Origin of the sequence: Sporichthya brevicatena (genome assembly GCF_039525035.1) — a bacterium.
In the GTDB taxonomy this organism is placed as follows: domain Bacteria; phylum Actinomycetota; class Actinomycetes; order Sporichthyales; family Sporichthyaceae; genus Sporichthya; species Sporichthya brevicatena.
In genome coordinates, this window is sequence record NZ_BAAAHE010000045.1 from 13,792 (window position 1) to 25,969 (window position 12,178).

The 12,178-nt window shown below is 72.4% G+C and carries 12 protein-coding genes; 6 read left to right on the top strand and 6 right to left on the bottom strand.

Annotated elements, in window-relative coordinates; genetic code table 11:
• Positions 1 to 59 precede the first annotated feature (59 nt).
• The gene (locus tag ABD401_RS21145) at positions 60 to 464 is read right to left on the bottom strand and encodes a type II toxin-antitoxin system VapC family toxin (protein WP_344608472.1); all 405 of its coding nucleotides are present in this window, start codon (positions 462 to 464) and stop codon (positions 60 to 62) included.
• Positions 461 to 697, bottom strand: coding sequence for a FitA-like ribbon-helix-helix domain-containing protein (locus ABD401_RS21150; protein ID WP_344608474.1), 237 nt, complete (start codon positions 695 to 697; stop codon positions 461 to 463). The genes ABD401_RS21145 and ABD401_RS21150 overlap by 4 nt, the downstream gene beginning before the upstream one ends.
• A gap of 73 nt (positions 698 to 770) precedes the next feature.
• Between ABD401_RS21150 and ABD401_RS21155 the strand changes: the two genes are divergently transcribed.
• Positions 771 to 1,505: a DinB family protein gene (locus tag ABD401_RS21155; RefSeq protein ID WP_344608476.1), complete on the top strand. Its 735-nt coding sequence runs from the start codon at positions 771 to 773 to the stop codon at positions 1,503 to 1,505.
• A gap of 1 nt (position 1,506) precedes the next feature.
• On the opposite strand, the gene ABD401_RS21160 is transcribed toward ABD401_RS21155, so the two are convergent.
• The gene (locus tag ABD401_RS21160; protein WP_344608478.1) at positions 1,507 to 2,103 is read right to left on the bottom strand and encodes a TetR/AcrR family transcriptional regulator; all 597 of its coding nucleotides are present in this window, start codon (positions 2,101 to 2,103) and stop codon (positions 1,507 to 1,509) included.
• A gap of 74 nt (positions 2,104 to 2,177) precedes the next feature.
• Here ABD401_RS21160 and ABD401_RS21165 point away from each other — a divergent pair, with 74 nt between their 5' ends.
• A complete protein-coding gene (locus tag ABD401_RS21165) occupies positions 2,178 to 3,644 on the top strand; it encodes a flavin-containing monooxygenase (protein WP_344608480.1) in 1,467 nt (488 codons plus the stop codon).
• A gap of 13 nt (positions 3,645 to 3,657) precedes the next feature.
• Here the strand turns inward: ABD401_RS21165 and ABD401_RS21170 are convergent, their stop codons facing one another.
• A complete protein-coding gene (locus tag ABD401_RS21170; protein WP_344608482.1) occupies positions 3,658 to 4,338 on the bottom strand; it encodes a hypothetical protein in 681 nt (226 codons plus the stop codon).
• Between the two features lie 137 nt (positions 4,339 to 4,475).
• Between ABD401_RS21170 and ABD401_RS21175 the strand changes: the two genes are divergently transcribed.
• Both ABD401_RS21175 and ABD401_RS21180 read left to right on the top strand, forming a co-directional pair.
• The gene (locus tag ABD401_RS21175) at positions 4,476 to 6,227 is read left to right on the top strand and encodes a DUF1800 domain-containing protein (protein ID WP_344608484.1); all 1,752 of its coding nucleotides are present in this window, start codon (positions 4,476 to 4,478) and stop codon (positions 6,225 to 6,227) included.
• On the top strand, positions 6,224 to 7,507 hold the full coding sequence (locus ABD401_RS21180; protein WP_344608486.1) for a DUF1501 domain-containing protein: 1,284 nt from the start codon (positions 6,224 to 6,226) through the stop codon (positions 7,505 to 7,507). The genes ABD401_RS21175 and ABD401_RS21180 overlap by 4 nt, the downstream gene beginning before the upstream one ends.
• 9 nt (positions 7,508 to 7,516) lie before the next feature.
• Here the strand turns inward: ABD401_RS21180 and ABD401_RS21185 are convergent, their stop codons facing one another.
• Entirely contained in the window at positions 7,517 to 8,674 is a 1,158-nt protein-coding gene (locus tag ABD401_RS21185) for an acyl-CoA dehydrogenase family protein (RefSeq protein ID WP_344608488.1), read from the bottom strand.
• Positions 8,675 to 8,878: 204 nt separating this feature from the next.
• Positions 8,879 to 10,405: an MFS transporter gene (locus ABD401_RS21190; RefSeq protein ID WP_344608490.1), complete on the bottom strand. Its 1,527-nt coding sequence runs from the start codon at positions 10,403 to 10,405 to the stop codon at positions 8,879 to 8,881.
• Between the two features lie 135 nt (positions 10,406 to 10,540).
• On the opposite strand from ABD401_RS21190, the gene ABD401_RS21195 reads away from it, so the two are divergent.
• Both ABD401_RS21195 and ABD401_RS21200 read left to right on the top strand, forming a co-directional pair.
• The gene (locus ABD401_RS21195) at positions 10,541 to 11,350 is read left to right on the top strand and encodes a polysaccharide deacetylase family protein (RefSeq protein ID WP_344608492.1); all 810 of its coding nucleotides are present in this window, start codon (positions 10,541 to 10,543) and stop codon (positions 11,348 to 11,350) included.
• A 67-nt stretch (positions 11,351 to 11,417) separates the two neighbouring features.
• A complete protein-coding gene (locus ABD401_RS21200; protein WP_344608494.1) occupies positions 11,418 to 12,125 on the top strand; it encodes a 4-phosphopantetheinyl transferase in 708 nt (235 codons plus the stop codon).
• The last annotated feature ends 53 nt before the right edge of the window (positions 12,126 to 12,178 follow it).

A 12,178-nucleotide genomic window follows, 5' to 3' on the forward strand; every position in this document is an offset into this window, starting at 1 on the left:
CGACTGAGCAGCGAAGGCCGGGCGTCCACCGTGACGCCCGGCCTTCGGAGTCTCGCGGCTCAGGACTGGTCGAGCGGCCCGACCAGGACCTCGGCGCGGGCGCCGGGGACGTTGCGCAGTCGCCCGTCGAAGGTGATCAGCGGTGCGCCGACCTGCTCCGCGAGGGCCAGGTAGGACGCGTCGTAGGCCGTGGCGTTGCGGCGCAGTTCCCAGACCCGGGCCGCCAGCAGTTCGTAGGGCCACAACCCGAGGTCGAGGTCCAGCAGGTCCCGGTGGGCGAGGGCGGCCTGATCCGAACTGATCAGCTCGGCCGCGGCGTGCCGGCGGAGGACGTTCGCCGTCTCGAACAGCACGAGGTGAGGAGCGACCAGCGGTCCGCGCCCGATCGCGTCGACGACCCATGCGCCGGCCGGTCCGGCATCGGTCAGCAACGCGACCAGAGCGGACGCGTCGACCACCTTCACCGGCGGTCCTGGTCCAACTCCGCGACGACGTACGCCATGTCGACCCGGGTGCCGGTCTCGGCCACGCGAGAGCGCGCCCGCGCGATGACGTCGGGGAGCGACGGCCGGGAGGCGGTCTCGATCAGGTGCGCCCGCAGGTACTCCTGCAGGCTCTGGCCCGCGCCGGCGGCCCGAGCGGCCAGCACGTCGCGGACCTCGTCGGGAACGTTCCGAATGGTGATGGCCACGCTCATGCCTGCACAATAGCTGCACTGCAGGCGTTTCGCAGCTCCACCCGTTGTCGCCACCCGGTGCAAGGCTGGGGTGATGACGGAGATCGCGGACCGGTCGGTGACCGGTGTTCGGTGCCGGGACCTGGACGTCCGGCAGGCGGGGTTCTGGAACATCCGGATGCGGGACACCTGGATTCAGGACGTCGAGATCGACGGCGACGTCGAGAACCTCCGCATCAACGGCATCGACGTCGGGCCCCTGATCGAGGCCGAACTCGACCGGCGGTACCCGCTGCGGCCCAAGATGCGCCCGACCGACCTCGCCGGGTTCTCCGAGGCCGTGGACATCCTGGAGACGCTGTGGGCGCGCACGGTCGCGCGGGCGCGGGCCCTGCCGCCGGAACTGCTCCACGAGCGGGTCGACGGCGAGTGGTCGTTCGTCCAGACGCTGCGTCACCTGCTGTTCGCGACCGACATCTGGATCAGCCGCGCGCTCCTCGGCAACCCACGGCCCTGGCACCCCCTCGGGCTGCCGTTCGAGGAGATGGAGCCCCATCCGGAGATCCCGGTCGCCCACGACGCCCGGCCCGACCTCGACGAGGTCCTCCCCCTCCGCGCCGAGCGGTACGCCCTCCTCCGCCGCGTGCTGGAGGACCTCACCCCCGAAGGCCTCGCCGCCACGACCGAGCCCGTCGAGGGGCCCGGTTACCCGCCGGCCGGCCGGTATCCCGTCGCCAAGTGCCTGACGACCGTCCTCAACGAGGAATGGCAGCACCGCCTCTACGCGGAGCGGGATCTCGACGCCCTCGAAGCGCGGCAGGCCGGCTGACTCAGCGCGCGAGCGCAAGCAGGGCGTCGCGGGCGTCGGCGCGGGTCTGGGCCCAGGCGCGGTCGAGCGGCTCGGTCGGGGCGCCGGTGGCGTACATCAGCGCGAGGCCGCGCATCGTGTTGAGCAGGACGTCCGCGCGGACCTCGAGGCGCCTGGGGCTGCGGACCGGGCCCGCCATCGCGCGGATCACGGCGCGGATCGCCTCGTCGAGGTCCTCCTCGAGCTGCAGCACCCGCGGGTGGAGCTTCGGGTCGGTGCGGGCGGCCACGTAGACCTCGAGCGCGGCGGTGTAGATCGGGTCGTTGAACTTGTCCCACAGCGCGTCGAGGCCGACCTCGACGCGGCGGGGCCCGGCGGGGATGTCCTCCAGCATCGCGAGCACCTCGTCGGTGCGGCGGCGCCCGATCTCCTCGACGACCTCGACGACGAGCCGCGCCTTGTCCGGGTACTGGTGGGTCACCGCCCCCCGGGAGACGCCGGCACGCTCGGCGACCGCCGCGATCGTCACGCCGGGGTACCCGCGCTCGACCAGGCAGGCGATGGTCGCGGCGATCACCTTCTCCCGGGTCGCGGAACTGCGCTCCACCTGCGTCGCCACGACCCCTAGTTTACGGGACGCCTGTCCGGTAACTTGCCGGATACACGTCCCGTAACTTGCCCCCGGGAGCTCACGTGAGCCGACGTGACCCACGCATTGCCGTCATCGGGGCCGGCATGTCCGGCCTCTGCCTCGCCGCCAAGATGCGTGCGGCCGGGATGGAGAACGTCGTCCTGTTCGAGAAGGCCGACCGGGTCGGCGGGACGTGGCGGGAGAACACCTACCCGGGCCTCAATTGTGACGTCCCGTCACGTTACTACTCCTACAGCTTCGCACCGAACCCCCACTGGACCCGGCTCTACTCCCCGGGGGCGGAGATTCAGGAGTACCTGCGCCGCGTGGCGCGGGACCTCGACCTCGAACGGCACATTCGCTTCCGCACCGAGGTGCAGGAGGCGGAGTGGATCGACGGCCGCTGGCGCGTGCGCACCACGGACGGCACGGAGGAGGACTTCGACTTCCTCGTCTCCGCCGCCGGCGTCCTGCACCACCCGCGGATCGCCGACATCCCGGGCCTCGACTCCTTCGCCGGCGCCTCGTTCCACTCGGCGCAGTGGGACCACTCCGTCCCGCTCGACGGTCGTCGGGTCGCCGTCATCGGCAGCGGCTCGACCGCCACCCAGATCACGATCGCGCTCGCCCCGCGGTGCGCGGAATTCAAACTCTTCGCCCGCACCCCGCAGTGGGTCTACCCGACCCCGAATCCGCGGTACCAGCAGTGGAGCCGACTGCTGCTCGCGTCGTTCCCCGCCCTGAACCGGCGCTGGGGCCGGATCTCCTACCGGTTCTGGCAGACCGTGCTCGAGCAGGTGTTCGGCATGGCGGTCATCCGGCCCGGGTGGCAGCGGCGTCTGGTCACCGTGGCCTGCCACCTGCACCTGCGCCGGGTGAAGGACCCCGCCCTCCGCGAGCGACTGCGCCCGAAGGACAAGCCCGCGTGCAAGCGGATGATCTTCGCCTCGAAGTTCTACAAACGCTTCAACGACGGGGACGCCACGCTCGTCGACACCCCGATCGACCGGGTGACGGAGCAAGGCATCCGCACCACCGACGGGCAGCTGCACGAGGTCGACGTGATCGTGCTCGCGACCGGGTTCCACGCCCACACCTACCTGCGCCCCGTCGAGGTGATCGGACCCGACGGGCTGCGCCTGTCGAAGGTCTGGAGCAGTGAACCCCGCGGCTACCGCACGGTCGCCCTGCCCGGTTTCCCGAACTTCTTCCTGCTGCTCGGGCCGCACTCGCCGATCGGCAACCAGTCGCTGTTCATGATCACCGAGACGCAGGTCGACTACCTGCTGCAGTGGGTGGAGCGCTGGCGCGCCGGCGAGTACGACGCCGCCACCCCGACCGAGGACGCCACCGACGCGTTCCAGGCCGAGATGCGCCGCGCCTATCCGGACACGATCTGGACCAGCGGCTGCCAGAGCTGGTACCTCGGCGCCGACGGTCTCCCCGCGCTGTGGCCGTTCACCCCGCAGGACCACCGCGACATGCTCGCCGAGCCGAACCTCGCCGAGTGGGAGCTGACCAAGGTCTGAATCTGGCGCGACGTCAGACGCGAGCGACCCGCTGCGCCGCCCGGCCCGCGAGCCGCTCGACCTGGCCCAGCGAGGGCCACCGGCCGTCCGGGCGGACTGACGTCACGATCAGCTCGGCCGCGCCCACCTGGGCGTGCAGGTCGATGCCGCGGATCCGGACGACTACCCCTTCGAGCAGGGCCCGCACCTCGTACCGGAACCCGACCGCCAGACTCGCCGCGCCCACGTCCACCGGCACCGGCTCGATCAGCACGCGCCGAACCTTCGCCCCCTGCTCGGTGAACAACGCCGTGAGCGCCTGCCCGTAGCAATCGACGCCGCGCACGGTGGTCAGGCGGGCAAGGTCCGTCCGCGCACGCGCCGGCGTCCCGAGCACGACGGACCGCGATCCGATCTGCGACGGGCGCTTCGTGAAGGCCCGGCCGTCGTGGCGCGCGGCGTAACTGGGCGCCGCCACCCCGAGGCACGCGTACCGGGCCGCGTCCTTCTCTTCCGCACTTGTCCCGGATTGTTCCTGGACCGAGTAGCCCGGCAGGTCGCGTCGGCGCAGCACGGCGGCCTTCGCGAGCCGCTCGGCCTTCGCCTCCCGGACCGCCGCCCGGTCCGGCGAGGACCCCGGGGCCGCGACCGCCGACGCGGGCGCGAGCGACGCCAACGCCAGAGCGGCTGATGTCACCACGACTCGCAGAAACATGCTTTTCCTCCCGTCCCGGTCGTTTCCGGCCGCTCCCGCCCCGAAACGCCGCGGCGCGAACCGGACGTGCGTACGCCTTCGGGACGGTGAACGTCGGGGTCATCAAGTGGGGACCGCGGCCCTCCGAAGCGGAGTGCATGACCTCGCTGCTGGACCGCCGGAATGTCCTCACCCTGGCGGCCCTCGTCGCCGCCTCGGGCGTCGTCGGCGTCGCCGAGGCCGGCGGCGCCGAGGCGGCCACGACGGCCAAGGCGAAGAAGAAGGCCAAGAAGAAGCTGACGCCGAAGCAGCTCCGCGCCCGCCGGCGCCGTCAGGCCCGCAAGCGCGCCGCTGAGAAGGCCAAGCAGAAGAAGCCGGCGCCCGCTCCCGCCCCGAAGCCCGCCCCGACACCGACCCCGGCTCCGAAGCCGAGCCCGGCGCCGAGCCCCAGCCCGACACCCAGCCCACTGCCGGCGACGGACGCCTTCACCCTCCACCTGCTCCGGCGGGCGACGTTCGGGATCACGCCCGACCTGCTCGCCGACGTCACGAAGGCGGGCGGGGTCCAGGGCTGGCTCGACCAGCAGCTGAACCCCGGCGGCCTCGCCGACGTCCCGGCCGCCGTCCTCGCCCGCTGGCCGCTGCACGCCGCGGACCCCCCGGTCGTCCACGCCGCCGGCTCGTTCGGCCACTGGAAGTCGATGGAGGACCTCGTCCGCGCGACGGTGGCCCGCCAGCTGTGGTCGAAGCGTCAGCTCTTCGAGGTGATGGTCGACTTCTGGTCCAACCACCTCAACATCACCTGCCCGAGCAGCGAGGTCTGGTCGACCAAGGCATGGGACGACAAGAACGTCATCCGCAAGCACGCCCTCGGCCGGTTCGAGGACATGCTCATCGCCTCGATGACGTCGCCCGCGATGCTGCTCTACCTGGACAACGCCACCTCGCGCGGCACCGCCCCGAACGAGAACTACGCCCGGGAACTCCTCGAGCTCCACACCGTCGGGGTCGACGCCGGCTACGGCCGCGCGGACATCCTCGGCGTCGCGCGGACCCTGAGCGGCTTGACGGTGTGGGACCCGTGGACCGGCGGCACCGCCACCAACGTCGGCACGTTCCGCTACAACGCGAACTGGCACTACGTCGGCAAGGTGACCGTGCTCGGCTGGTCGCACGCGAACGCGACCAAGAACGACGGGCCGGCCGCCGCGGCGTCGCTCGCCACCTACCTCGCCCGGCATCCCGCGACCGCGGAGCGGATCGCCACCAAGCTCGCCGTGCGCTTCGTCTCCGACACCCCGCCGGCCGCGCTCGTCGAGCGCCTGGCCCGCGTGTATCTCGACCACGACACCGCGATCGTGCCCGTCCTCCGCGCACTGTTCGCGTCCGCGGAGTTCGCCGCCTCGACGGGCAAGAAGGTGCGCCGCCCGCTCGAGGACCTGATCGCCGCCTGGCGCGCGGTCGGGGTGCAACCGAAGCCGACGGACACGAACCCCGACGGCGCGATCGCGGGTCTGCGCTGGATGCTCATGCTGCTCGGCCACGCGCCGCTCGGCTGGGCACCGCCCAACGGCTACCCCGACGTCGCCTCCGCGTGGGGCGGAGCCGGCCGGACGCTGAACCGCTGGAACGCGCACATCGCGACCACCCAGCAGTGGTGGCCCGAGGGGGTGACGTGGCCGGACCTCGCCGACCACCTCCTCGACGGCAAGACCCCCGCGACCCGCGGCGCGCTCATCGACGTCCTGATCGCGCGACTGCTCCCGGGCATCTCCGTCTCCACCGCCCACCGCAACGCGATGCTCGCCTTCCTCGGCGCGGACGGCCGGATCCGCGACGGCGACACCACGTGGCTGTTCCCTGTCCTCGTCGCCGTCGTCCTCGACAGCCCGCACTGGAGCATCCGATGACCCGTCAGATCCCGTCGCCGAACGACGGCTGCCCGGAGTGCGCCGAGGTCGGCACGCTGAACCGGCGCCGCTTCCTCCAGGCGCTCGGCGTCACCGGCGCGGCCGTCGCGGCGACCCCGGCGCTCTCGGCCCGGGCGGCCTACGCGGCCGGCGCGTACTCCGGGCCGATCCTGCTCGTGATCTCGCTGCGCGGCGGCATGGACGGGCTCAGCCTGGTGCCGCCGGTCGGCGACCCGGACTACGCCCGCAAGCGGCCGAACATCGCGATCCCCACGGCGACCGCGATCCCGACCGGCAACCCCACGTTCGGCCTGCACCCGGCGCTCGCGCCGCTCAAGCCGCTGTGGAACGACGGCCGGTTGGCGTTCGTGCACGCGGTCGGGTCGCCGGACGCGAGCCGGAGCCACTTCTCCGCCACCGACGAACTCGATCGGGCCGCGCCGGGCACGAGCATCCGCACCGGGTGGCTCGACCGTGTCCTCGGCGTCGCGGGCACCGGCACGACGTTCGAGGCGGTCGCGCTCGGCACCGGTGGCGTCCCGCGCCTGATGTCGGGGCCGAACGAGGCGCTCGGCCTGGCGTCGCTGGCCACGTTCAAGCTGCAGAGCCTGGACTGGGTCGGCCCGCGTCTGACGACCGCCCTGCGCGCGCTGCACGACAACGCGAACCTCCCGCACGCGTCCGCCGCGACCGCGACGCTCGCCGCGCTCGACACCGCGGCGTCGGTCGTCACCAACCACGGCAGCCCCCGCAACGGCGCCGTCTACCCGAAGAACAGCGCGCTCGGCGCGGCGCTCGCCGACGCCGCCGCACTGATCCGGGCGAACGTCGGGCTGCAGGCGCTCGCCGTCGACGTCGGCGACTGGGACATGCACAGCGGTCTCGGCAACCGTGGCGAGGGCGCGTTCGCCGTCAAGGCCGGGGATATCGCGGCCAGCCTCGCGGCGTTCGCCACCGACCTGGGCGACGCCTTCAACCGCGTCACGGTCGTGACGCTGAGCGAGTTCGGTCGCCGCGTTCAGGAGAACGGCAGCGGCGGCGTCGACCACGGTTACGGCAACGCGGTGCTGCTCGCCGGCGGCGGGCTGGTGGGCACCAAGGTGCACGGCACCTGGCCCACCCTGGCCGACGCCAAGCTCGACCACGGCGACCTCGCCGGGACCACGGACTTCCGCAACGTGCTCGGCGAGTACCTCGTGAAGCGAGCCGGCCTGACAACCAGTCAGCTCGGGACCGTGTTTCCCGGCGTCACCCCGTCGTTCGTCGGCGCGTTCCGCTGACCCCGGCGGTCAGCGCAACCCGTAGGTGGAGGCGATGATCTCCCGCTGGATCTCGTTGGTGCCCGCGTAGATCGTCGGGGAGATGGCGTCACGCAGGTGACGTTCCATCTCGTACTCGGTGGCGTACCCGTACCCGCCCATGAGCTGGACGCCTTCGAGCGCGAGCGCCTTCGCCGTCTCGGTCACCTTGACCTTGGCCATCGAGGTGAGACGGACCAGGTCCTGCGGTTCACCCAGGTTGTGGTGCGCGCGGTAGACGGTGTCGTAGGCGAGGCTGCGGGCGGCCTCCAGCTCCAGTGCCATCGTCGCGATCCGGTGCCGGACGGCCTGGAACGTCCCGATCTTCTGGCCGAACTGGGCCCGGACGGTGACGTAGGCCAGCAGGTCGTCGAACGTCCGCTGCGCCATGCCGATGCCCTGCGCCGCGCACACCAACCGCTCGCCGTTGAGGCCGGCCATCAGCTGGTTCCAGGCACCGCCACGCTCCCCGACCAGCGCGTCCTCCCCGACGAAGACGTCGGTGAAGAAGATGTCGTTGACCTCCTTGCCACCCATCGTCGAGATCGGCCGGACCTCCACGCCCGGGGTGTTCGCCGGCACCTCGAGCATCGACAGCCCCGTGCGCGGGTTGTCGCCGCGCTCGGTCCGGACGGTCACGAGGATGACGTCGGCGAAGTGCGCGTCCGAGCACCACGTCTTCTGCCCGTTGAGTACGTAACCGCCGTCGACGGGCTCGGCCTTGCAGGCGATCCCGGACAGGTCCGATCCCGCGCCCGGCTCGGAGATGCTGATCGAGTAGAGCGTCCCCTCGGTGATCGCACTCAGGACCCGCTTGCGCTGGGCGTCGGTCCCGAAGCGCTTGAAGATCCCGGCGCACGTGTGCGACGTCCCCGCCCCGTGCACCGGGGCCATCCCGTACCAGAGCTCCTCGAAGAACAGGAACTGCTCGATCAGCCCGCCCCCGCTGCCCCCGAACTCCTCCGGCAGCGAGACGCCGAGGTACCCGGTGGCCGCGAGCTTGCGATACAGCTCCGGGCTGTGGGACTCCAACCCGTTCTGGGTGTAGGCGTCCCGCTGCTCCTTGGTCCCCACCTCGCGGCGGCAGAACGCCCGCACCGCCTCGGCGAAGTCCTCCTGCTCGGAGGTGAACCGCCAGGACTTCGCCACGCCCGCTCCTCGGTTAAAGATACGCAGTATCTCAATATTCGCGTCCGGGCCCGGCGGTGTCAATCGCCATGCCCTCCCGCCCCGGCGTCCCGTGCCCATCTCCACCGAGTGCGCAGATCGGCACCACTCCGACGCCGCTCCCCCGTGCCGACCTCCACCGAGTGCGCAGATAAGCACCACCGCCGGGCCGGGTGGCCCCATCGCTCATGGAACGTCCACGCCCGGCGGCACCGCGGACCGCTCTCGACCCGGCGCGATGAAAGCGACGGCGGCGGCACAGACGACGGTGACGATCGCGGACGCGAGCATCGCGCCGTGGAGCCCGCTGAGGAACGCGGCCTGGGCCTCGGCCACCGCCGGTGCGGCGGCGGGTCCGAGCTCCGCACCGACCTGCAGCGCGCCGGCCAATGACGCCTCCGCGGCCTCCCGCGCCGGCGGGGGCAGGGCCTCCACGGCCGGACCGAGCTCGCGGCTGTAGCCGGTGGCGAGCAGCGATCCCGCGACGGCGATCCCGATCGCGGCCCCGACCTCGCGCACGGCGTCGTTGACGGCGCTCGCGACGCCCTGCTTCGCGGCCGGGACGCTGCGCAGGATCGCGACGGTCGCCGGGGTGACGCACAGGCCGAGCGTCGCGCCGATCGACAGCAGCCCGGTCTGGAACAGGACCGTGTCGCCCTTCTCCAGCTGCGTCAACAACAGGAACCCGGTCGTCAACGGCACGAAGCCGACCACCGAGACCACGCGGAGCCCGAACCGCTCGACGAGCGGCGGTCCGGCGAGCGCGAACGGCAGGATCGTGAGCGCGGCCGGCAGCAGCATCAGCCCCGCGTCCAACGGCGAGCGCCCCTCGATCAGCTGCAGGTACTGCACGACGAGGAAGAAGAACCCGAACAGCATCGCGAACAGGACGACGAGCGAGACGCTGCCGGCCAGCACGCGGCGGGAGCGGAAGATGCGGATGTCGAGCAGCGGATGCGCGCGGCGCACCTGGCTGACGCCGAACAGCACGGCGCACGCGACGCCACTCGCGACGCAGCCGAGGAACACCGCCGAGTCCCAGCCGTGGCTGGGCGCCTCGTTGATGCCGAAGACCACGAGACCGATCGCCGCGGCGCTCGTGACCGCGCCGAAGCTGTCGAAGCGGCGGCGCTCGTCGTCGCGGGACTCGTCGATCAGCGGACCGGCGAGTGTCGTGAGCAGCGCAGCCGCCGCGGAGACGTAGAGGATCGCCGGCCAGTCCGCGAACTCCAGGATCAGCCCGCCGAACGCGAGGCCGAGCGCGCCACCGAGCGTCGCGGTGGTGACCCACACCGCGACCGCGCGTTCCTGCGCGGCGCCGCGCATCGTGGTCGTGATCAGCGACAGCGTCGCCGGCATCACCAGCGCCGCACCCACGCCGGCGAGGGCGCGGGAGGCGATGAGGACGTTGGGGTTCTCGCCGAGCGGGCCGAGCAGGCACGCCAGCGAGAAGACGACCAGGCCCGCCATCAACGCGCGGCGCCGGCCGTAGCGATCGCCGAGCGCCCCGCACGGCAGCAGCAGGCCCGCGAAGACGACCGTGTAGGAGTCGATGACCCACGTCAGTTGGCCCTGTGTCGCGCCCGTCGCCCGGCCGATCTCGGGCAGCGCCGTGTTCAGCGAGGTCATCGAGCCCATGACCATCGCGAGGGCGCCGCAGATCACCGCCAGCCCGATGATCGGGCTGCGGGGCCGGATCTCCGCGCGGTGCATGCGCTCAGCCAACACCCGAGGCGGGGCGCACCGCACCGTCACGTTGTTCACAGGTGGGCGGTTCGTCCTCGGCCGAAAGATCGATTCCGCGGGTCCGGGTCGCCCGGCGACGATTCATGTCCCACCATGGACCCCGTGGACACCCCTGCCGAGGCGTCCCGTCGATCCTTCCTGCGCATGGCGGGTGTCGGCGTGGCCGGAACCGTGGGCGCGGGCGCGCTGGTCGGCACCGCCGTCGGCGCCGAGCGCTACCACGAGGTCTCGTCCGCGCGCCGGCGCGGCGACGGCGCGACGGTCGCGCAGCTCTCCAGCGCGACCAGCATCAGCGTGATGTGGCGGGCGCGGACGGAGCGCAAGGTCGTCGCGCTGACGTTCGACGACGGCCCCGGCGCCGAGCACACCGCGCGTCTGCTCGACGACCTGCGCGCCGCCGACGTGCGCGCCACCTTCGCGGTCGTCGGCCGCAACGCCGCCCGGTTCCCCGACCTGATCCGCCGCCAGCACGACGAGGGCCACGAGATCGCCAACCACACCTGGGGGCACACCGACCTGAGCATGCGCGAGTACGACGGCTGCCGTCGCGAGCTGGAACGCACCGACGATCTCGTCGCGGAGCTCACCGGCGCGCCCACGGCGGTGATCCGCCCGCCCTGGGGCCGCATCAACGGCAACCTGTTGCAGTACGCCGCCCAGAGCGGCCAGAAGGTCGTCCTGTGGGACATGCGCCTGCTGGAGAGCGAGCTCGACAGTGCGGGCAACACCGCCTACGTCCTCGAGCACCTGCGGCCCGGCACGGTCGTCCTGGCCCACGACGCCGGCCTGGCCAGGCGCAAGGTCGGCATGGCCGCGATCCCGGGCATCCTCGCCGGGGCCAAGGAGCTCGGCTACGAGTTCGTCACCGCCGGCGAGATGTTCGCCCTCGATCACGCCGCCCAGGAGGGGTGACACCCCTTTCTGGCGCCAGAAAGGGTGTCACCCCTTGTGGCGGGCGGGAGGCCTACGCTCGGGTGCCGTGACCTCTCCGGAGCCCCTCCACCTCCCCGAGGGTGAGGTCGCCGTCTGGTGGGCGCACGCCCGCCCCCGGTCGGCGGGTCTGTTGACGCTGCTCGACCCCATCGAGTCGACGCGGCTGGCGGCCCTGCCGCGGGCCGGCGACCGCGACCGGTTCGCGTCCGCGCACATCCTGACCCGGCTCGTGCTCGCGGCCTACCTCTACGCCTACACCGACGACCTGCTGTTGCGCGCGACCTGCCGGACCTGCGGCGCGGAGGGGCACGGCAAGCCCGGTTTCCACACCCTCGACGACCCGCTGTACCACTACTCGCTGGCCTACGCGGGCGCGCGCGTCGGCGTCGCGATCGCTCGCGTCCCGGTCGGGCTGGACGTCGTCGTCATGACCGACGACCGCCCGCACCCCGCCGCGCTGGGCTGGGCCCGCACCGAGGCGCTGCTCAAGGCAACCGGTCACGGGCTCACGGTCCCGCCGGACGACGTGCGGATCACCGGCCCCGAGGAGGAGCCCGCGCTCCTCGACTGGGCCGACGGCCCGGACCCCAAGGACGTCCAGCTCGCCGACCTCGCCCCGGGCGCCGGCCACGTCGCCGCGCTCGCGGTCCTCACCGCCGACGTCATCGACCCCGAGCGCAACCTGCCCCTGCGCGTCACCGAGCACGACGGCGAGCCGCTGATCGCCGCCGCCGAGCCGCCCTCGATCGCCTGAGCCACCCGGGCGGGGAAACCCACTGGGCGGCCGTCGGGGGAGGAAGGCAGACT